Source organism: Pseudomonas sp. H1_F01, from assembly GCF_054681425.1.
Genome location: NZ_CP162823.1, coordinates 1,444,448 through 1,464,930, shown reverse-complemented (window position 1 = coordinate 1,464,930; position 20,483 = coordinate 1,444,448). Strand labels below are relative to the sequence as shown.

Genomic DNA, 20,483 nt, shown 5'->3' with positions numbered 1-20,483 from the left:
AGCGTCCGTAGAGGCATTCCCACGCAGAGCGTGGGAACGATCATCACCCCTCTTTTTCATTGGGGGGGTTTGGGGGGGCTCTGGCCCTTGACTGTTGATTCAACATGGAGAGATCGGGATGGTATTTTCATCCAATGTGTTCCTGTTTCTGTTCTTGCCGATCTTTCTCGGCTTGTACTACTTGAGCGGGCAACGCTATCGCAACCTGCTGCTGCTGATCGCCAGCTACGTGTTCTATGCCTGGTGGCGGGTGGACTTCCTGGCGCTGTTCGCCGGCGTCACCCTGTGGAACTACTGGATCGGCCTGAAAGTCGGCGCCGCCGGTGTGCGCACCAAACCGGCCCAGCGTTGGCTGTTGCTCGGCGTGGCGGTGGACTTGTGCATCCTGGGTTACTTCAAGTACGCCAACTTCGGCGTGGACAGCCTCAACGCGATCATGACCAGCTTCGGTCTCGAACCGTTCATCCTGACCCACGTGCTGTTGCCGATCGGGATCTCGTTCTACATCTTCGAGTCCATCAGCTACATCATCGACGTCTATCGCGGTGACACCCCGGCGACCCGCAACCTGATCGACTTCGCGGCGTTCGTGGCGATTTTCCCGCACCTGATCGCCGGCCCCGTGTTGCGTTTCCGCGACCTGGCCGACCAGTTCAACAACCGTACCCACACGCTGGACAAGTTCTCCGAAGGCTGCACGCGCTTCATGCAGGGCTTCATCAAGAAAGTGTTCATCGCCGACACCCTGGCGGTGGTGGCCGACCATTGCTTCGCCTTGCAGAACCCGACCACGGGCGATGCCTGGCTCGGCGCCCTGGCCTATACCGCGCAGCTGTACTTCGACTTCTCCGGCTACAGCGACATGGCCATCGGCCTGGGCCTGATGATGGGTTTCCGTTTCATGGAAAACTTCAAGCAGCCCTACATCAGCCAGTCGATCACCGAGTTCTGGCGTCGCTGGCACATCAGCCTGTCCACCTGGCTGCGCGACTACCTCTACATCACCCTGGGCGGTAACCGCAAAGGCACGCTGATGACCTATCGCAACCTGTTCCTGACCATGCTGCTCGGTGGTCTGTGGCACGGCGCGAACTTCACCTACATCATCTGGGGTGCCTGGCACGGCATGTGGCTGGCCATCGAAAAAGCCGTGGGCATCAACACCACACCACGCAGCATCAACCCGATCCGCTGGGCGCTGACCTTCCTGCTGGTGGTGATGGGCTGGGTGATTTTCCGCTCCGAGAACCTGCACGTGGCCGGTCGCATGTACAGCGCCATGTTCAGCTTCGGCGACTGGTCGCTGTCGGAACTGACCCGCGCCAACCTCACCGGCCTGCAGATCGCCACGCTGGTGGTGGCCTATATCACCCTCGCCTTCTTCGGCCTGCGGGACTTCTACACCAACCGTCCGCCGGTCAAGACCAAGCCTGAGGTCAATACCGAGGCCAACGGCCCGGCCACCGCACAACCGGGAATGATCAAGGCCGTACCGGGTGACAACCCATCGACGATCCATGAACCAGGCTACACCGTGGGTGTCGAAGCCCAAGTGCAACCGGCCTACTGGACCGTGGACTGGTCACGCTACGTGATGCGCGCCCTGGTGCTGCTGCTGTTCATCGCCTCGATTCTCAAACTCTCGGCGCAAAGCTTCTCGCCGTTCCTTTACTTCCAGTTCTGAGGGATCTGAACATGACCCGCTCATTACGCATCTTTTACATCGCACTGTTCATGCTGATCCTGACAGCATTGGGCCTGTGGTCGATGCGCAGTTTCTTCGGCTTCAGCACCAACCCGGACGCCACCGTGCTCAACGGGCGCTGGGCCAAGGCCGTGGAAACGCACTACGACGACGAGTTCCCGATCAAGCGCCTGGGCACCAACATCTGGGCTGCGCTGGACTACAAGCTGTTCAACGAAGGCCGCAAAGGCGTGGTCCTGGGCCGCGACCAGTGGCTGTACAGCGACGAAGAGTTCAACCCGATCGTCAACGAAGAGCTGAACCTGCAAGGCAACTACGCGCTGGTCGAAGGCGTGCGCCAGAAGCTCAAGGAACAAGGCGTGACCCTGGTCATGGCGATCGTGCCGGCCAAGGCGCGGCTGTACCCCGAGCACCTGGGTGACGTGAAGCCATCGAGCATTCACGCCAACCTCTACCAGGATTTCCACGCTCGCGTGGCGGCCGACAAGATCCTCGCGCCGGACCTGCTCGGCCCGCTGCAACAGGCCAAGCAAGGCGGCCAGCAAGTGTTCCTGCGCACCGACACCCACTGGACTCCGGAAGGTGCCCAGGTCGCTGCCGAGAACCTGGCCAAGGCCATTGCCGAACGCGCACCGCTCAACGGTGAGCCACAACGCTTCGTCACGGAACCTGCGGAGAAAATCACCCACAAGGGTGACCTGCGCCAGTTCCTGCCCCTGGACCCGCTGTTCGAAAACCTGATGCCAGCCCAGGAGCCGCTGGTCAAGCGCAACACCCGCGAAGCCGACGACCAGCCGGCTGGCGACGACGCGCTGTTCGCCGACGCCCAGGTGCCCGTGGCCCTGATCGGCACCAGCTACAGCGCCAACCCCAACTGGAACTTCGTCGGTGCACTCAAGCAAGCCCTGCACAGCGACGTCGTCAACTACGCCGAAGACGGCCATGGCCCGATTCTGCCGATGCTCAGCTACCTCAAGAGCGACGCCTTCAAGAACAGCCCGCCACAGGTGCTGATCTGGGAGTTCCCTGAACGCTATCTGCCCGTGAACAACGAAATCGGCGACGCCGACCCACAGTGGGTCGCAGAGCTCAAGCAAGCCGGCGCGCGCCAACAGAACGTAGCCGCCAACACCCCATCCGAGACGCCCGACCGGGCGCAAAACTGAAAGAGAGGTCCACCATGACTTTCAACACTACTCCTCGCCGTCTCGCTGCTCGCTCCTTCAAGGCCGTTGCCCTGGTCGCCAGCATGAGCGCCCTCTCACTGTCCGCCTTTGCCGGTGACGCGGCCCTGTACGGCCCGACCGCACCAAAAGGCTCGAGCTTCGTGCGGGTGTACAACGCCGCCAACGCCGAAGTCAGCGCAACCGTCGGCAGCACCAACATCAGCGACGTAGCTCCCTTGGCCAGCAGCGACTTCAGCTTCATGCCCGGTGGCGACTACAGCGCCAAGGTCGGCAGCCAGACCGTGCCGGTGAAACTGGCTTCCGATCACTATTACACCCTGGTCAACAACGCCAGCGGCCAGCCGCAACTGATCGAAGAGCCGCCGTTCAAGAACAAGCAGAAGTCCCTGGTCCGCGTACAGAACCTGAGCGACAAGGCACTGACCCTCAAGACCGCCGACGGCAAGACCGAAGTGGTGCCGAACGTGGCCGCCAAGGGCCGTGGCGAGCGTGAAATCAACCCGGTGAAAGTGTCCCTGGCGCTGTTCGAAGGCGACAAGAAAGTCGGCGACCTCAAGCCCGTGGCCCTGGAGCGCGGTGAAGCAGCCGTGCTGTACGTCACCGGTTCAGGCAGCAGCCTGTCGCCAGTTTGGGTCAAACGCCCAGTGTCGACCCGCTGATGAATTCACCTGATTGACGTTGTACCCCTGTGGGAGCGGGCTTGCTCGCGAATACGGTCTCACATTCAACATTGATGTTGGTTGAAGCACCACTTTCGCGAGCAAGCCCGCTCCCACCCTGAATCGGGGTGTCAGTCGGGTACGGAACAAGAACAAGAGAGTGAAACGACAGAACGCAGTAGCTCTAACAACCATTTCGCTTCAAGGAGTAACAAACATGATTCCGGTGATCTTGTCAGGTGGTAGTGGCTCACGTCTTTGGCCGCTTTCGCGCAAGCAATTCCCTAAACAGTTCCTGGCCCTGACCGGTGAACACACCCTGTTCCAGCAGACCCTCGAGCGCCTGGTGTTCGAAGGCATGGACACGCCAATCGTGGTCTGCAACAAAGACCACCGCTTCATCGTCAACGAACAGTTGACCAACCGTAAGCTCGAAGCCCAGCGCATCCTGATGGAACCGTTCGGGCGCAACACCGCACCGGCCGTGGCGTTGACCGCGATGATGCTGGTCAACGAAGGCCGCGACGAGCTGATGCTGGTGCTGCCTGCCGACCACGTGCTGGAAGACCAGAAAGCCCTGCAACGCGCCCTGGCCCTGGCCACCGTGGCCGCCGAGCGTGGCGAAATGGTGCTGTTCGGCGTACCGGCCACCAAGCCGGAAACCGGCTACGGCTACATCAAATCGACCAACGACGCGCTGCTGCCTGAAGGCGTGAGCCGCGTTTCGCACTTCGTCGAGAAACCCGACGTCAAGCGCGCCACAGAGTTCGTCGAGGCCGGCGGTTACTTCTGGAACAGCGGCATGTTCCTGTTCCGCGCCAGCCGTTTCCTCGAAGAGCTGAAAAAGCACGATCCGGACATCTACGACACCTGCCTGCTGACCCTGGAGCGCAGTGAGCAGACGGCCGACACCATCACGTTCGACGAAGCCACCTTCGCCTGCTGCCCGGACAACTCCATCGACTACGCCGTGATGGAAAAAACCCAGCGCGCCTGCGTGGTGCCACTGTCGGCGGGTTGGAGCGATGTCGGCTGCTGGTCGTCGCTGTGGGAAGTCAATCCCAAGGATGCCAACGGCAACGTCACCAAAGGCGACGTGGTCGTCCAGGACAGCCGCAACTGCATGATCCACGGCAACGGCAAGCTGGTGTCGGTAATCGGCCTGGACAACATCGTGGTGGTCGAAACCAAGGACGCCATGATGATCGCCCACAAGGACAAGGTCCAAGGCGTCAAGCAGATGGTCAACACCCTCAACGCACAGGGCCGCAGCGAGACCCAGAACCACTGCGAGGTCTATCGTCCGTGGGGTTCCTATGACTCGGTGGACATGGGCGGTCGTTTCCAGGTCAAGCACATCTCGGTCAAGCCGGGCGCGTGCCTGTCGCTGCAGATGCACCACCACCGCGCCGAACACTGGATCGTGGTCAGCGGCACCGCCGAAGTGACCTGCGACGAGAACGTGTTCCTGCTCTGCGAAAACCAGTCGACCTACATCCCGATCGCGTCGGTCCACCGCCTGCGCAACCCGGGCAAGATCCCACTGGAAATCATCGAAGTGCAGTCCGGCAGCTACCTGGGCGAAGACGACATCGAGCGTTTCGAAGACATCTACGGTCGCTCCACCCCGATCGAACGCGGCGTGTCGGTGAAGACCATCGCGCAGTAACGATCAGCAGAACAAGAAGCCCCCATCCAACCCACTGCGTCCCCTATCCGCAGCGGGCTGGTGGGGGCTTTTTATTGATTGACCACTCTCTTGGCATCAAACTTTTCGGCAATCCTGGCAGAGCGCGGATTGACAGCGTCCGTTCTGATTTTTCTGATATCCGCTCCCTTCGAAATCGCCTTGATTGCGCGCACCGTCAAGAATGTACCCACTCCCTTCAGAATCGGCAGTCGCGCCACTGAGGTGGCCTCTGCCAGCGCCTCTTTTTTCAACGTTCCGTCACCCTGGGTTTCAGGATGGACGACCACTTGCACAACATCCACTTCCGTTTTTCCCTCGGAAGTAAACATGTTCAGTTCAGCCAGACCATAAATGTGCCGCTCCTCGGGCGATTTCAACTTGTCGGATTTTTTCATGACTGCGAAAAAGCGCCGCTCAACGACGAAGTCAGGGTGTCTGTGCAAAGCGTCCGGATCGTTCGGCTCGTCCACAAATACGTCATTGGCACTGCGCAACATATAACCGGAAATGCTTGCCCCCAGACCGAAGTTTGAAGGCTGCCCAACGACCTTCGAACGCGCTGTTTCGCTGGAGAGGGTTTTATAGCGTTGCTTGTAGCGTTGAAGATTCTGTCTGACCTCATCTCCTCCCACCAGATAGTCATTGAATGCACCGACCTCCACTACTTTGAAGTCGTTCACTTCACTGTACTTTCCCGTGGCTTGCTTAAACACGCTAACCCGGCTCGTAAGCGCTGCCCCTGCGAGCTTGAGTCGATTCTTCACGCCCATTTCAATTTCGTACTTTCCAGTCTTGTTAAGCCCGTCGGCGTCCCGAAAAGTCAGCGGGTTATTGCTCACCATCGCGTAGAGGTTCAGCCCATCGATATCTCCCGCGGGGTCTGGATTGAGCCAGCGCTGCAAGCCAGGCATGTAGTAGCGATAGCCGTAGTAATAGAACCCCGTCGCATCCCTTTCCTTCCCCGAATAACGAACCGTCTTGTAACTGGCCTCGACCCCGTCAGCCCCCGCCAGGTACGCGGTCTCGCCGAAGGGATAGAAGTGCTCCCGGCTGATGATTCGCCCGTCCTGGCCAAGCTCCAGGCTGGTCGAACCCAAATGGTCGGTAAAACTGTATCGATAGAGGTCATTGGCCCCCGCAGGTGGTGGGCTTTCCCAGTGCAATATCCGGACGCTGTTGAGCCCACCCTGGGCGGTGATGACCTGGAGTGACTCTCCGGTGCTGCTGTCGGCACGCAGCTCCAGGCCCGGCAAATAACGCACCTCGGCGGCCAAGCTACGGGCGCCGGTTTGCAGCGTTCGCAGCTTGCGCACACGTTGCCCACCGCCGTCGTAGGCATACACTTCACTGTCGTCAAGCCCCGAGTCGCGTTCAATGGACGTGACCGAACTCAACTGGTTGCGCGAGTCCCAGACCAGGAACCGTCCCGCGTACAGTTCCAAGCAGTTGCCCCGCGCATCGAACGCCGCAGCGATTTCGTCCTCCGTGGGCGGAACACCATTGCGGTACGGAAGGCAGCGATTGCTATAGCGAGCCGCTTGGGTTTCCCGACCATGGTTTTGTGCCCCGACGTGAACCAGCGTCAACAGATTGCCGCCTTCGTCGTAGCGGTAGGTCTGCTGGTAATTGCTGACCGCCGCCGGGCCGTTCTGCCTCAGCGAGTCGGGCCCCTGGTTTGCAGAGCCCGCCTCCCAACCGGTAGCTTTGATCAGTTGATAGAGACTGTCGTAGACAAAGCGGCTGATCGGGTCGATGCGCTGGTTGGCAAAGTAGCGGACCGCCAGGGCTGCGTCCTCGATGCTCAACACGTTGCCCATCGGGTCATAAACGTAGCGCAAGTGTTGCTGTACCTGGCCGGAACGCAGGGCTTGGCGCTCCGCCAGGCGCCCGTCCTCAGGGCTGTAGATAAGGGTGGTTTTCACGCCGTTGCCGGCTATTTCTCCCTCGATCTGTCCAAGGGCATCGTAGCGAATATCACTCACCAGCGTCTGCCAATCGCCCTGCCCCGCCAATAGCAGTTGGCTGCCGGACAGCCGGCCATCGAGCGTAAGGCGTTGGCGTTGGCGATTTCCCCGGGCGTCGACTCGCTCCAGCACGTCTCTCAGCGGGCCGACGCGCCACGTCGAAACGGCACCGCTTCCAGGTTCAAGGAGTTGTTCGCGATCGGGTTCCGGCTCCGGCCAATCGGGCAAAGCCGCATCGAGGATGTAACGGCGGTCCTGCATGAGGTTTTCCCCGCTCAAGGCAAACGACGCCAGTAACAACGTACCCGTCGTGTCGTCGTGACGGATCAGTTGGCCATACTGATTTTGGTTCTGATCGCCCTGGCCCGGATATCCGTAGGTCATGCGCTCGGTACACCGACGCGGCATTCCACCACCTTGCTCGAACACCGCCACGGGGCGAAGCGATTCGTCATAGAGCACATCGCGCAGTGTCCCTCGACTGTCCCAGCCCAGCAGTCCTTCCTCGGCGAGCCCCGGCAGATCGGTCTGCCGGCCGGCATCGACGCTGTCCGTGCGCAGCGTGACGCCGGACAACGAATAAATCGCCGAAAGGTTGCTGGGGGCCAATTCGTCACGGTCCTGCATGGCCCACAACCGCGGATCCCACTGTTTCACCGCGCGGCCGGCGAGGTCAAAGAGGCTGCGGTTGATACGCCGCTGCGCCGGGCCGTTCTCCAGGCTGCGGCAGTATTCGACCGAACGAACCGGCCTGCTTCGCGAGTCGACGGCTATCAACGTCGGCGTTCGATAATCCATGCCCATCTGTAGGAATCCCGTGTAGTGCCAGGGTATCGCGGCCCATCTAACCAACGGGTCTGCAAGGCTGCCAACTGTCAGATATGACAGTGACGACCGACGGTGCAGGATCGGTGAATATCCATCGCCCGCTCCCTTCGGTAGGATGTGGCAACGGGAACGGAGGCTTCCACCATGCTTATCGGCGTCTTGCTGGTCATCACCTGGCTCATCCTGCTGTTGCGCTACCCGGCCAGGGCCTTGCCGGTTTCCCTGGCGGCGTTCATCGGGCTGGGACTGGTCGCTGCGTGGGTGCTCTGGCAGGAAAACCGCGAGACCCGGCAATTGGAGCGCCTGGAAATGCGCATCACCTATTCCCCCGGGCAATGCCCCGCCGACCGACCGCTGTCGCTGAACCTGAAAAACACCAATGACGTGCCACTGATCGAACTGCGCTGGCGGGTCGCGGCCTATGCGCCTGGCGACACCATCAACCTGGCCGACACCCCCTACGACGCACCGCGCTACCGAGGCCCCGGCCAATTGCAGGCCGGCGCTGACTGGCAAGACTGCCTGCCGCTGCCGCCCCTGCGTCCGGGTTATCGCCCGCAGACCCTGGAGTTTCGCGCCGAGCGATTGCACGGTAGTTTTTCCAACTGATTGCTCTCCCCCCACTTTTTGCACAAGGAATGCGCCATGCCTGTTGCGCTGATTACCGGATGTTCCAGCGGCATTGGCCGCGCCCTCGCCGACGCCTTCAAGACTGCGGGTTATCAGGTCTGGGCCACGGCGCGCAAGGTTGAAGACGTAGCGACACTCAGCGCTGCCGGGTTCACCGCCGTGCAACTGGACGTCAACGACGGCCAGGCCCTGGAACAACTCAACGAACGGATCAACCAGCAGCACGGCGGCCTGGATGTGCTGGTCAACAATGCTGGCTACGGCGCCATGGGCCCGTTGCTGGACGGTGGCGTGCCGGCCATGCAGCGTCAGTTCGAAACCAACGTGTTCGCCATCGTCGGGGTCACCCGGGCGCTGTTCCCGGTGTTGCGCCGGGCCAAGGGGCTGGTGGTGAACATCGGCAGCGTTTCCGGGGTACTGGTCACGCCGTTTGCCGGGGCTTACTGCGCCTCGAAGGCGGCGGTGCATGCCTTGAGCGATGCCTTGCGCATGGAGCTGGCGCCGTTCGGCATCCGCGTGATGGAGGTCCAACCCGGCGCCATCGCCTCCAGCTTCGCCAAGAATGCCGGCCATGAAGCCGAACAACTGATCAGCGAACAATCGCCCTGGTGGCCTCTGCGCGACGGCATCCGCGCCCGGGCCAAGGCCTCCCAGGACAACCCGACCCCGGCCCCCGAATTCGCCGCCGCGCTGCTCAAGGCGGTTCAACAACCCAAGCCACCCCGCTTGCTGCGTCTGGGCAATGGCAGCCGGGCATTGCCATTGATGGCCGGCTTGCTGCCCAAGGGGTTGCTGGAAAAAGGGTTGATGAAGCGGTTTGGGTTGGGTGGGTCGCTTTGATAAATAGCGGCCACCCCGAAAACTGTGGGAGCGAGCCTGCTCGCGAAGACACCGGCACAGTCAACATCTTTGCAAACTGACCCACCGCTTTCGCGAGCAAGCTCGCTCCCACAAGGGGTCAGCGCTTGTCGTGGGGTTCTACCACCACCGTGCAAGTCATCCCCGCCGCCAGCAGCACCCCGTCGGGCACTTCGTCCAGATGAATGCGCACCGGCACCCGCTGGGCCAGGCGAACCCAGTTGAAGGTCGGGTTCACGTCGGCGATCAGTTCGCGGCTTTCGGGGTTGTCCCGGTCGTAGATGCCGCGGGAGATGCTTTCCACATGCCCCTTGAGCATCTCACCGCTCATCAACTGCAACTGCGCTGAATCGCCGACCCGCACCTTGGGCAATTTGGTCTCTTCGAAGAAGCCGTAGACCCAGAACGAATTCATGTCCACCACGGCCATCTTCGCCTCGCCGATGCGGGCGTAGTCGCCACGGTGCACGTTGAGGTTGGTGACGTAGCCATCCACCGCCGCGCGGACTTCGGTGCGCGACAGGTTCAGCTCCGCGGCTTCCAATTGCGCCTGGGCCTGCTGATAATCGGCCAGGGCCGAGTCGGCGATGTTGCTGGCGTCGTCGCGGTTTTCCCGGGAGATCACCAGGCTATCCAGGTCGGCACGCCGATGGGCGTTGACCTTGCGCATCTCCCAAGTGGCCTTGCGTGACGCCACCAGGGAGCGAGCCTGCTTCACGGCGATGCGGTAATGCTCAGGATCGATGCGCATCAATAGGTCGCCCTTTTTCACCGATTGGTTGTCGCGCACCGGCACTTCGACCACCTCGCCGCTGACATCGGCGGCCACATTGATGATATCGGCCCGCACCCGGCCATCGCGAGTCCAGGGCTCGTTCATGTAATGGACCCACAACGTACGGCCGATCCACAGCGCCAGGGCCAGAACCAACAGCGTCGCCAGCAGGCTGAAAAACTTTCTCATCGCATCGATCTCAACGGTAGACCGTCAGCGCCAGCGCGCCGAACAGACAGGTAAACAGACTCAGGCGCAGCAACGCCGGGTGCCAGAAGAAGCGGTACAGGTCCAGCCCCGACAGGAAGCGGTCCAAGGCCCAGGCCAGGCCGGCAGCGATGAAAAACATCAAGGTCATGGTGGGCATGTACACGCCATGGAAGGCGATCTCACGGGGCATGTTCAAGTTCCTGGGGAAGCGGTGTGGCGTGCGGCATGGCATAGCCGGCCAAGGGCGATTGCGGGTCGAGCAACGAGGTGCGGATGAAATGCAGATAGCTTTTCACCCGGCGCAGGGCCGAGGTGTCGAAATGCGGGGCGAAGGGTTCGTCGGTGGCCTGCACGCGGCCGATGGCGTGGTCCACCGCCACCAGGGCACGCTCCAGATTGCTCTGGCTCGGTTGGCGGAACAGCCGCACCAGCGCCCGCCCCATCACCCGAATCGCCTGGCGCCACGGCTGGCTTTCGGCATACGCCGGATGCACTGGCAGGATCGCCTGTTCCTTGCGCAGCTCGATAATCGCGTGGCCGACCTCCAGCACCACGAACATCCAGCGCAGCAAGTCCCGTTGCACCCGAGGCTGCCCCGCTGCCAGCCCGTAGGCCTGGTGCAGCAAGTCGCGGGTACCACTTTCGAAGCTCGATGCCAGGCCCTTGAGCTTGCCACTGATAGCAAACACCACTTGCTCGCGCAAATCCTGTTCGAGCCGGCGCCACAACCAGCGACTGTTGGGCGGCAGAATGATTGCCCCGGCCGCGGCACACACCAGCATGCCGAGGATCATCGCGATGTAATCGTTGATGAAGGCGTAGGGGTTGTAGACCGTCAGGTTGTCCGGCACCGAACCGGTGCTGAAAAAGATCAGCAGCCCCAGCCCGACCCCGGCGTATTTCGGCCGCGAGCTGAGGAACGAACCGAGCATGATCACCGGCGCCAGCATCACGCAGAGCAAAGGGAAGCCGTCGATCAACGGGAAGATGAAGAACATCTCGACAAAGCCGATCAACGCCCCGAACAACGTGCCGCAGGCCATCTGGAAAGCCATGCGCTTGGGGTTCGGCGTCGCGGCCGACAAGCCCACGGTGGCGGCGGCGATCATCGTCATGGTCGCGCCGCTCGGCCAGGCCGTGGCGACCCAGTAACTCCCCAGCACCAACAGGATGAAGGCGGCGCGAACACCCGATGCCGTAGCGGCCAGCCAGTTGGTCTGCGGCACGAACGGTTCGTCCCAGCGCTCACGTTCGTGGCTATGATCGGCCAGGGAGGCGTGGGTCAAGGCATAGCCGTGCAAGTCGTCGACGAATCGATAAAGCAGCTCGTAGGCAGTATGGAAATCCAGTTGCTGCCCATCACTGGGCGCCGTTTCCTGGAACAACGCCCGCAGCCGCCGCACCTGGGCCGGCAGCTCGGCCTTGTACTCGGCCAGCGCCGCCGCCAGACGGGCCGCATCGGCATCGGTCAGGGCGCGGCCACTGAAACCGTCGAGCAGCTCGGCCAACGTTTGCAAGCCCGGCTTGATGGCATTGACCACGTGATCCGCCGCACTGCTGCGCAAGCGCTCCAGCAATTGGTGCAAAGCGTTAAAGCGGGTGGTGATACCCATGAATTCGCTGTTCAAGCGACTGAGCCGGCCGTTGCGTCGACGCATGTGCGGGTCTTCGAAAACGGTCACGCTGCGCAGGCTTTCCAGGCCCACCGCCTCGGCAATGAAGCCCACGTTGCGCGCTTCGAATGCCTCCCGCTTGCTGCGCCCACGCAGGCCATCGGTAACAAACAGGGCAAATACCCCAAAGCGCTGGTACAAGGCATTGCGCATGGCGGCACTGGCGGTTTGCGGCAGGATCGCGGCACTGACCAGGGTGGCGCAGAGAATCCCCAGGGAAATCTCCAGCACCCGCCAGACCGCCGCCATGAACGCGCCTTCCGGATGGGCAAGGGCCGGCAGGCCGATCATCGCCGCGGTGTAGCCGGCCAGCACAAAACCATAGGCCCGGAAGTTGCGATAACGCGCCGCCCCTGCCGAACAGAGACCAACCCAGACCGCCAGGCACGCGAGGAACGGCTCGGTGTTCTGGGCAAACAAGGCGATCAGCGCCACCATCACCACCGAGCCGGCCAGGGTGCCGAGGAAGCGGTAGAAACTCTTGGCGAACACCTGCCCGCTCTGGGGCTGCATGACGATGAACACGGTGATCATGGCCGTGCGCGGTTGCGGCAACTCCAGGCGCATCGCCAACCACAAGGTCAGGAACGCGGCAAACAGGACCTTGAAGATATAGACCCAGGTCACCCCGTCGCTGCGGGCCCAGTCGAAGAAACCCCGGCGCCATTCGAGGCGGTACAGCCAGCGTGCGGGGGCTAGTAAAGACGTCACAGGGGAAATATGGCTCACCGTACGTGGCCCAAGTCAGGACTGTCGTTGCCGGCCTCAAGCCCGCCCCCCAACGCCGTCACCAGGTCGGCATGGGCACTCAGGCGCGCCGCCTGCACTTGCTGTTGCACCTGTTGCTGCTTGAACAACAGGCTTTGGGCGTTGAGCACGTTGAGGTAATCGGTAAGCCCACGCTGGAACGCCACCATTGCGATGTCGTAGGTGCGCTGGGCTGCGGCCACCGATTCGGCGGCGAAGGCCTGCTGCTTGTCCATGGATTGGCGGCGGATCAACTGATCGGAAATGCCCTTGAGGGCGTTCACCAGTGTCTGGTTGTAGTGCGCCACGGCGATGTCATAACCCGCCGCCGCCTCGCCCAATTGCGAACGCAAGCGCCCGCCGTCGAAGATCGGCAACGTGATCGCCGGCCCGACGTTGTAGGTGAGCTTCTTGCCCGTCAAGAACTCCAGCGCCCCACCACCGGTGGCCATGTAGCCAAGGCTACCCACCAGGTCGACGTTTGGATAAAACCCGGCCCGGGCCACATCGATGCCCCGGGCCTGGGCCGCCACTTGCCAACGCCCGGCAACCACATCCGGACGTTGGCCGAGCAGTTCGGCGGGCAAGGCCGACGGCAGCTTCAACGGCGCGTCGAGGGCCAGGGTCGGGCGTTGCAGTTGCGTGCCCTCTCCCGGCCCCTTGCCGGCCAGGGCCGCCAACTGATTGCGGCTCAAGGCGATGGCTTCGTCCAGGGCGTCGAGTTGGCGGTGGGTCTCGGGCAGTGGTGCCTGGGCCTGGCTGACTTCGAAATGGGTGCCGATGCCGCCGTCCAGGCGCTTGTGCGCCAGGTCGAGAATCTGCTCTTGTTGGTGGAGGGTCGCGGCGACGATATCGCGCTGGGCGTAGTGCAGCGAAAACTGGATGTAGGCGCGCACGATGTTGCTCTGCAGTTCCAGTTGCGCCTGGCGCGCCTCAGCGACACTGGCATGGGCCAGGTCAACCGCCCGTTCGCTGGCATTGCGCTCGCGGCCCCACAGATCCAGGGCGTAGCTCAAGCCCAGGGCGGCATTGTTGTCCCAGGTCGTGGTGTCGGCCAGTTCGCCCGGGCCATAGAACTGATCGGTGGGCCAGTTATGGCGCTTGAGGGTCGCCTCGCCATTGATCTGCAGCGACTCGGCGGCTTCGGCAACACCGGCCATGGCCTTGGCCTGGCGCACCCGCGCGGCGGCCATGGCCAGGCTCGGGCTGTCCTGCATGGCCAGATCGACCCAGCGATCCAACTGCTGATCGCCATAGGCTTGCCACCATCGGCGGGTGGGCCAGTGGGCGTCGCGAGCCGCCTCGCGGATGGCGGTATCGGTCGCCAATTGATCGGCCGGCATTACCTGGCTTTGCGGCCCTATCCCGCCTGTCCCGATGCAACCGCTGATGGTTAATGTCAGAACCCAAACACTGAGAGTCTTCAGCTCTCTGCTGATGCAACGCGGCACTTGCGCAAAATTCCTGAGATGGAGCATGACGACGAGGATGGCTGCCTGTTAACGCAAAACTTGTGAGAGCGAGCCTTTGTGGGAGCCGAGCTTGCTCGCGATGGGGACGACACGGTTTAACAGCAGGACCGCGTCATCGTTCATCGCGAGCAAGCTCGGCTCCCACAAGGGCTCCCACAGGAATCAGTGACCCAGGATTGACGGTAATTCTAGGCATCGCCCTACCCGGCGATAAGCCGATCTTTCTGTGAATCTTTGTTACCGTTAACGCGATAATCCATTAGTCGGGTCCCGCTGCTCTGTAACTTCGTGTCACAATTTGCCACCTCCCAAGAGAGCCCTCCATGGACACCTTGCAAAACATGCGCGCGTTCAGTTGTGTTGCCGAAGCTGGCAGTTTCACCGCCGCCGCCGCGCAACTGGACACCACCACGGCCAACATCTCGCGCGCAGTTTCCAACCTGGAAGCCCATCTGCAAACCCGCCTGCTCAACCGCACCACTCGCCGCATTGCCCTGACCGAGGCGGGTAAACGCTACTTGTTGCGTTGCGAGCAGATCCTGGCTTATGTCGAAGAAGCCGAAGCCGAGGCCAGCGACGCCCATGCGCGACCGGCCGGGCAGTTGAAGGTCCACACGATGACCGGTATCGGCCAGCATTTCGTGATCGACGCCATCGCCCGTTACCGCAAGACCCATCCGGATGTGACCTTCGACCTGACCCTGGCCAACCGCGTGCCGGACATCCTCGACGAGGGCTACGACGTCTCAATCGTGCTCGCCAGCGAGTTGCCGGATTCGGGCTTCGTCTCCCAGCGCCTGGGGATCACCTACAGCATCGTCTGCGCATCACCCGCCTACGTGAAAGCCAGCGGCTGCCCGCAAAAACCCGGCGACCTGCTCAACCACGCCTGCCTGCGCCTGGTCAGCCCGGTCATTCCGCTGGAAAAATGGGTGTTCGACGGCCCGGAAGGCCAGGAGATGGTCACCATCAACAGCTCACCGTTCCTGGTGAATTCGGCCGATGCGATGAAAACCGCGATCACCAGCGGCATGGGCGTGGGGGTATTGCCGGTGTACGCGGCCATCGAAGGCTTGCGCAACGGCACGTTGGTGCGGGTCATGCCCAACTACCGCTCCCAGGAACTGAACCTCTACGCCATCTATCCGTCGCGCCAATACCTGGATGCGAAGATCAAGACCTGGGTCGAGTACCTGCGAGGCTCGTTGCCGGAAATCCTCGCGGCGCACCAGTCTGAGCTGGCGGCTTACGAATTGAGTGGAAGCCTGGCAGGCGCACGGGTCGCGAACTGAAGTCGCCCCCGTGCGTGAAGGATGATGTCAGCGCTTGCCCATCGAACGACGCGTGCCGGGAGGCGCGGCACCCGGGGTCTTGGTATGGCCATTCTTCGCGCCGTTCTTGTACCACGGCTGCTGGCCGGCGCCCTTGGCCGCAGCCAGTTCACCGGGTTTGAACGGGAATTTGAAGGCTGGGATCGCCGCCTTGGCGTCCTCGGCGCTGGAAACATCGCTGTCGGACAAGTCGGCCTGTTCGCCGCCGGGGAGTTCATCCGCAGGCGAAAGTGTCGGGGAAGTCATGTAAGGCTCCGGGTCATGCATGCAAGTCGGGCCCGAAGGGCGAGCCGCGAAAGGCGGCAGTATACCTGCCCGATATCACAGCGCGCAGGGCAGTTTCATCTGGCACAACCATTCATCCGACAGCAAGCCAGGACAAAACTGACAAGCCTGTCAGTTAGCCGTCACCTTCCTGACCGGCTCGTAACGCTATATAAGAAAGCTCAAACTCCTGTGTCCCGAACCGGCCCTTCATATCCATGCACACCCAGAAGAAAACCGTCCTGCTCGTCGTGCTGTTGGTCGCCCTGGCGGCCCTCGTCCTCTGGTTTGTGCTCAAGCCCGTGACCGCCAAGCCCAGCGCTCCCGCCGCCGTTCCGGTGCGGGTCGTCAGCGTGGTGCAAAAGGATGTGCCGCGCTTTGCCAGCGGCATCGGTACGGTACTGTCGCTGCACAGCGTGGTGATCCGGCCGCAGATCGACGGCATCCTCACCCGGCTGCTGGTCAAGGAAGGGCAACTGGTCAAGAAAGGTGACCTGCTGGCGACCATCGACGATCGTTCGATCCGCGCCAGCCTCGACCAGGCCCGGGCCCAGCTCGGCGAGAGCCAGGCGCAGCTGGCGGTGGCCCAGGTCAATCTCAAGCGCTACAAATTGCTGAGCGTCGATGACGGCGTCTCGAAGCAGACCTACGACCAGCAACAGGCGCTGGTCAACCAGCTCAAGGCCACCGCCCAGGGTAACCAGGCGGCCATCGACTCGGCGCAGGTGCAACTGTCCTACACCCAGATCCGCTCCCCGGTGAGCGGTCGCGTCGGCATTCGCAATGTAGATGAAGGCAACTTCCTGCGCACCAGCGACACCGAAGGCCTGTTCACGGTGACCCAGATCGACCCGATCGCCGTGGAGTTCTCCCTGCCCCAGCAAATGCTGCCCACCTTGCAACGCTTGATCGCGGCGCCCGAGCAAGCCTTGGTCAAGGCCTATATCGGTGCCGACGGCGCCACCGGGGAACTGCTCGGCGAGGGGCGCCTGAGCCTCATCGACAACCAGATCAACGCCAACACCGGAACCCTGCGGGCCAAGGCTGAATTCAACAACGCCGCGCAACGGCTGTGGCCCGGGCAACTGGTGACGCTGAAGATCCAGACCGCCCTCGACAAGGACGCCCTGGTGGTGCCTCCCACCGTCGTCCAGCGTGGGCTGGAGCAACACTTCGTGTACCGGATCAAGGGCGACAAGGTCGAGAGCGTGCCGGTGGTCATGGTTTACCAGGACAGCGACATGCACATCATCAAGGGGGTGAACGCTGGCGATCAACTGGTGAGCGACGGTCAGTCACGACTCAAGCCAGGCAGCCACATCCAGGTGCTCAGTGATCCGCCCGCCCTGGCCAAGACCACGGAGCCGCAACCGTGAAGGGCCGCGGCTCGGTTTCGGCGTGGTGCATCGACCACCCCATCGCCACGGTGCTGCTTACGTTTGCCCTGGTACTGCTGGGCGTGATCGCGTTTCCTCGCCTGCCCGTCGCGCCGTTGCCAGAGGCCGAATTCCCAACCATCCAGGTTAACGCGCAGTTGCCTGGGGCCAGTCCCGAAACCATGGCCTCGTCAGTGGCGACGCCGCTGGAAGTGCAATTCAGTGCCATTCCCGGCATCACCCAGATGACCTCCAGCAGTGCCCTGGGCTCGACCAACCTGATCCTGCAATTCAGCCTCGATAAAAGCATCGACACCGCCGCCCAGGAAGTGCAGGCGGCGATCAACACCGCCGCCGGCAAACTGCCCAACGACATGCCGAACCTGCCGACCTGGCGCAAGGTCAATCCCGCCGACAGCCCGGTGTTGATCCTCAGCATCAGCTCCTCCCTGATGCCCGGCACCGAGCTGAGCGACTACGTCGAAACCCTGCTCTCGCGTCAGATCAGCCAGATCGACGGCGTAGGACAAATCTATATCTCCGGCCAACAGCGTCCGGCGATCCGGGTCCAGGCCTCGGCCGACCGGCTCGCCGCCATCGGCCTGACCCTGGCGGACATCCGCCTGGCGCTCCAGCAGGCCAGCCTCAACCTGGCCAAGGGCGCCCTGTACGGCGCTTCGAGCATTTCCACCCTGTCCACCAACGACCAACTGTTCCAGCCTGAGGAGTACGGTGAGTTGATCGTGTCCTACAAGGACGGCGCACCGGTTCACCTCAAGGACATCGCCAAGGTCGTCAACGGCTCGGAAAACGCCTACGTCCAGGCCTGGTCCGACAGCGAACCAGGGGTCAACCTGGTGATCTTCCGGCAACCGGGAGCGAACATCGTCGAGACCGTCGACCGCATCCAGGCGGCCCTGCCCACCCTGCAAGCCATGTTGCCCGCCGCCGTGCAGGTCAAGGTCCTGATCGACCGCACCCAGACCATCCGCGCCTCGTTGCATGAGGTGGAGATCACCTTGCTGATCGCGGTGCTGCTGGTGGTCGCGGTGATGGCGCTGTTCCTGCGTCAGCTCTCGGCGACCCTGATTGTCTCGGCGGTGCTGGGGGTGTCGCTGACCGCCAGTTTCGCCCTGATGTACGTGATGGGGTTCAGCCTGAACAACCTGACCCTGGTGGCGATCGTCATCTCGGTGGGGTTCGTGGTGGACGATGCGATTGTGGTGGTGGAGAACATCCACCGGCACCTGGAGGCCGGTGACGGCATGCGCGAAGCGGCGATCAAGGGGGCTGGTGAGATCGGCTTCACCGTGGTCTCCATCAGCTTCTCGCTGGTGGCGGCGTTCATCCCACTGCTGTTCATGGGCGGCGTGGTCGGGCGCCTGTTCAAGGAGTTTGCCCTGACCGCCACCTCGACCATCCTGATTTCGGTGGTGGTGTCGCTCACCTTGGCGCCGACCCTGGCCGCGCTGTTCATGCGCGCCCCGGTACATCATGCCCACAGCAAGATGGGATTCGGCGAGCGTCTGCTGGGCTGGTACGAGCACGGCCTGCGTCGGGCCCTGGCCCATCAAAAACTGATGATCGGCGTGTTCGGCCTGACCCTGGCGCTGGCGGTGGTGGGCTACGTGTTCATTCCCAAGGGGTTCTTCCCGGTACAGGACACCGGCCTGGTACTGGGCACCAGCGAAGCCGCCGCCGATGTGTCGTTCCCGGACATGGTCGCCAAGCACAAGGCCCTGGCCAACATCGTCGCCGCCGACCCGGCGGTGCAGACCTTCTCCCACTCCGTCGGCGTCTCGGGCAACAACCAGACCATCGCCAACGGCCGCTTCTGGATCGCCCTCAAGCCCCGGGGCGAGCGTGACGTGTCGGCCAGCGGCTTCATCGACCGGATTCGCCCGCAATTGCTGAAAATCCCCGGCGTGGTGCTGTACCTCAGGGCCGGGCAGGACATCAACCTCAGCTCCGGCCCCAGTCGCGCCCAATATCAATACGTGCTCAAGAGCAACGACGGGCCGAGCCTCAACGCCTGGACGCAAAAACTCACCGACAAGCTGCGTGGCAACCCGGCGTTCCGTGACATCTCCAACGACCTGCAACTGGGTGGCAGCATCACCCACATCAACATCGACCGCAGCGCGGCGGCGCGCTTCGGCCTCACCGCCACCGATGTCGACCAGGCCCTGTACGACGCCTTCGGCCAACGGCAGATCAATGAATTCCAGACCGAGACCAACCAGTACAACGTGATCCTGGAGCTCGACACCCAGCAACGCGGCAAGGCAGAAAGCCTGGCGTATTTCTACCTGCGTTCGCCCCTGAGTGGGGAAATGGTACCGCTCTCGGCCCTGGCCCGCTTCGATGCGCCGAGCAACGGCCCGCTGTCGATTGCCCACGATGGCATGTTCCCGGCCGCCAACCTGTCATTCAACCTGGCGCCCGGCGTGGCCCTGGGGGACGCGGTGCGCCTGCTCGACCAGGCGAAGAACGAGATCGGCATGCCCGCCGCCATTACCGGCAACTTCCAGGGCGCGGCCCAGGCCTTCCAGAGCTCCCTGGCCAGCCAGCCATGGCTGATTCTCGCCGCGCTGGTGGCTGTGTACATCATCCTCGGCGTGCTCTACGAGAGTTTCGTGCACCCGTTGACGATCATCTCTACCCTGCCCTCGGCCGGCCTCGGTGCGCTGATCATGCTCTGGCTGCTGGGCCAGGACTTTTCGATCATGGCGCTGATCGGGCTGGTGCTGCTGATCGGGATCGTCAAGAAGAACGGCATCCTGATGATCGACTTCGCCCTCGACGCCCAGCGCAACAAAGGCATGGTGCCCCAGGAGGCGATTTTCCAGGCGTGCCTGACACGCTTCCGGCCGATCATGATGACCACCCTGGCCGCCCTGCTCGGCGCCTTGCCGCTGATGCTCGGCTATGGTCCCGGCGCGGAGCTGCGCCAACCCCTGGGCATCGCGGTGGTGGGCGGCCTGCTGGTGAGCCAGGCGCTGACGCTGTTCACCACACCGGTCATATACTTGTGGCTGGAGCGACTGTTCCATCGACCCGCCCATCAGCCAGGGTCGGCGCCGACGGCGGCGCTGGCGAGCACAGACCACTGAG

15 protein-coding genes are annotated in these 20,483 nt (G+C 62.6%); 9 read left to right on the top strand and 6 right to left on the bottom strand.

All coding sequences use genetic code 11. The annotated features are described in order from the left end of the window. The first annotated feature begins 118 nt into the window (after positions 1–118). The 4 genes from AB4O09_RS06780 to AB4O09_RS06765 all read left to right on the top strand — a co-directional run bounded on the left by AB4O09_RS06780 (position 119) and on the right by AB4O09_RS06765 (position 5,220). On the top strand, positions 119–1,684 hold the full coding sequence (locus AB4O09_RS06780) for an MBOAT family O-acyltransferase (protein ID WP_003205323.1): 1,566 nt from the start codon (positions 119–121) through the stop codon (positions 1,682–1,684). Between the two features lie 11 nt (positions 1,685–1,695). Continuing rightward, positions 1,696–2,871: an alginate O-acetyltransferase gene (locus tag AB4O09_RS06775; protein ID WP_003205324.1), complete on the top strand. Its 1,176-nt coding sequence runs from the start codon at positions 1,696–1,698 to the stop codon at positions 2,869–2,871. Positions 2,872–2,885: 14 nt separating this feature from the next. Next, positions 2,886–3,551, top strand: a complete 666-nt coding sequence (locus AB4O09_RS06770) for an alginate O-acetyltransferase AlgF (protein ID WP_003205325.1) — start codon at positions 2,886–2,888, stop codon at positions 3,549–3,551. Positions 3,552–3,768: 217 nt separating this feature from the next. Then, positions 3,769–5,220, top strand: a complete 1,452-nt coding sequence (locus AB4O09_RS06765; RefSeq protein ID WP_013694167.1) for a mannose-1-phosphate guanylyltransferase/mannose-6-phosphate isomerase — start codon at positions 3,769–3,771, stop codon at positions 5,218–5,220. Positions 5,221–5,291: 71 nt separating this feature from the next. Here the strand turns inward: AB4O09_RS06765 and AB4O09_RS06760 are convergent, their stop codons facing one another. Next, on the bottom strand, positions 5,292–8,009 hold the full coding sequence (locus AB4O09_RS06760; protein WP_305441501.1) for an RHS repeat domain-containing protein: 2,718 nt from the start codon (positions 8,007–8,009) through the stop codon (positions 5,292–5,294). A 168-nt stretch (positions 8,010–8,177) separates the two neighbouring features. Here AB4O09_RS06760 and AB4O09_RS06755 point away from each other — a divergent pair, with 168 nt between their 5' ends. Both AB4O09_RS06755 and AB4O09_RS06750 read left to right on the top strand, forming a co-directional pair. Then, complete coding sequence (locus AB4O09_RS06755; RefSeq protein ID WP_003205328.1) at positions 8,178–8,642, top strand: hypothetical protein; 465 nt, start codon at positions 8,178–8,180, stop codon at positions 8,640–8,642. Positions 8,643–8,678: 36 nt separating this feature from the next. Continuing rightward, the gene (locus AB4O09_RS06750; protein WP_003205329.1) at positions 8,679–9,503 is read left to right on the top strand and encodes an SDR family oxidoreductase; all 825 of its coding nucleotides are present in this window, start codon (positions 8,679–8,681) and stop codon (positions 9,501–9,503) included. Positions 9,504–9,621: 118 nt separating this feature from the next. Here the strand turns inward: AB4O09_RS06750 and AB4O09_RS06745 are convergent, their stop codons facing one another. Genes AB4O09_RS06745 through AB4O09_RS06730 form a run of 4 tightly spaced genes read right to left on the bottom strand, consistent with a single transcriptional unit; the run spans position 9,622 to position 14,377 of the window. Continuing rightward, complete coding sequence (locus AB4O09_RS06745; RefSeq protein ID WP_003205330.1) at positions 9,622–10,485, bottom strand: efflux RND transporter periplasmic adaptor subunit; 864 nt, start codon at positions 10,483–10,485, stop codon at positions 9,622–9,624. A 10-nt stretch (positions 10,486–10,495) separates the two neighbouring features. After that, the gene (locus AB4O09_RS06740; protein WP_003205331.1) at positions 10,496–10,696 is read right to left on the bottom strand and encodes a DUF1656 domain-containing protein; all 201 of its coding nucleotides are present in this window, start codon (positions 10,694–10,696) and stop codon (positions 10,496–10,498) included. Continuing rightward, positions 10,686–12,890: an FUSC family protein gene (locus AB4O09_RS06735; protein WP_013694170.1), complete on the bottom strand. Its 2,205-nt coding sequence runs from the start codon at positions 12,888–12,890 to the stop codon at positions 10,686–10,688. The genes AB4O09_RS06740 and AB4O09_RS06735 overlap by 11 nt, the downstream gene beginning before the upstream one ends. Positions 12,891–12,904: 14 nt before the next feature. After that, positions 12,905–14,377, bottom strand: a complete 1,473-nt coding sequence (locus AB4O09_RS06730) for an efflux transporter outer membrane subunit (RefSeq protein WP_460108040.1) — start codon at positions 14,375–14,377, stop codon at positions 12,905–12,907. A 344-nt stretch (positions 14,378–14,721) separates the two neighbouring features. Between AB4O09_RS06730 and AB4O09_RS06725 the strand changes: the two genes are divergently transcribed. Continuing rightward, complete coding sequence (locus AB4O09_RS06725) at positions 14,722–15,690, top strand: LysR family transcriptional regulator (protein ID WP_003205334.1); 969 nt, start codon at positions 14,722–14,724, stop codon at positions 15,688–15,690. 27 nt (positions 15,691–15,717) lie between these two features. Here the strand turns inward: AB4O09_RS06725 and AB4O09_RS06720 are convergent, their stop codons facing one another. Further along, positions 15,718–15,975, bottom strand: a complete 258-nt coding sequence (locus tag AB4O09_RS06720; protein ID WP_003205335.1) for a hypothetical protein — start codon at positions 15,973–15,975, stop codon at positions 15,718–15,720. Between the two features lie 236 nt (positions 15,976–16,211). On the opposite strand from AB4O09_RS06720, the gene AB4O09_RS06715 reads away from it, so the two are divergent. Beyond that, positions 16,212–17,369 carry an efflux RND transporter periplasmic adaptor subunit gene (locus AB4O09_RS06715; RefSeq protein WP_028236663.1) on the top strand — a complete coding sequence of 386 codons (1,158 nt, stop codon included), beginning with the start codon at positions 16,212–16,214 and terminating at the stop codon, positions 17,367–17,369. Further along, positions 17,366–20,482: a multidrug efflux RND transporter permease subunit gene (locus AB4O09_RS06710; RefSeq protein ID WP_460108038.1), complete on the top strand. Its 3,117-nt coding sequence runs from the start codon at positions 17,366–17,368 to the stop codon at positions 20,480–20,482. Before AB4O09_RS06715 ends, AB4O09_RS06710 begins: the two co-directional genes overlap by 4 nt. Position 20,483: the final 1 nt, after the last annotated feature.

Excerpts from the sequence above, each read along its gene's own strand:
- AB4O09_RS06770 (WP_003205325.1), top strand. The coding sequence starts at position 2,886 with ATGACTTTCAACACTACTCCTCGCCGTCTCGCTGCTCGCTCCTTCAAG.
- AB4O09_RS06720 (WP_003205335.1), bottom strand. The coding sequence starts at position 15,975 with ATGACTTCCCCGACACTTTCGCCTGCGGATGAACTCCCCGGCGGCGAA.
- AB4O09_RS06725 (WP_003205334.1), top strand. The coding sequence starts at position 14,722 with ATGGACACCTTGCAAAACATGCGCGCGTTCAGTTGTGTTGCCGAAGCT.
- AB4O09_RS06780 (WP_003205323.1), top strand. The coding sequence starts at position 119 with ATGGTATTTTCATCCAATGTGTTCCTGTTTCTGTTCTTGCCGATCTTT.
- AB4O09_RS06775 (WP_003205324.1), top strand. The coding sequence starts at position 1,696 with ATGACCCGCTCATTACGCATCTTTTACATCGCACTGTTCATGCTGATC.
- AB4O09_RS06750 (WP_003205329.1), top strand. The coding sequence starts at position 8,679 with ATGCCTGTTGCGCTGATTACCGGATGTTCCAGCGGCATTGGCCGCGCC.
- AB4O09_RS06745 (WP_003205330.1), bottom strand. The coding sequence starts at position 10,485 with ATGAGAAAGTTTTTCAGCCTGCTGGCGACGCTGTTGGTTCTGGCCCTG.
- AB4O09_RS06740 (WP_003205331.1), bottom strand. The coding sequence starts at position 10,696 with ATGCCCCGTGAGATCGCCTTCCATGGCGTGTACATGCCCACCATGACC.
- AB4O09_RS06755 (WP_003205328.1), top strand. The coding sequence starts at position 8,178 with ATGCTTATCGGCGTCTTGCTGGTCATCACCTGGCTCATCCTGCTGTTG.
- AB4O09_RS06765 (WP_013694167.1), top strand. The coding sequence starts at position 3,769 with ATGATTCCGGTGATCTTGTCAGGTGGTAGTGGCTCACGTCTTTGGCCG.
- AB4O09_RS06760 (WP_305441501.1), bottom strand. The coding sequence starts at position 8,009 with ATGGGCATGGATTATCGAACGCCGACGTTGATAGCCGTCGACTCGCGA.
- AB4O09_RS06715 (WP_028236663.1), top strand. The coding sequence starts at position 16,212 with ATGCACACCCAGAAGAAAACCGTCCTGCTCGTCGTGCTGTTGGTCGCC.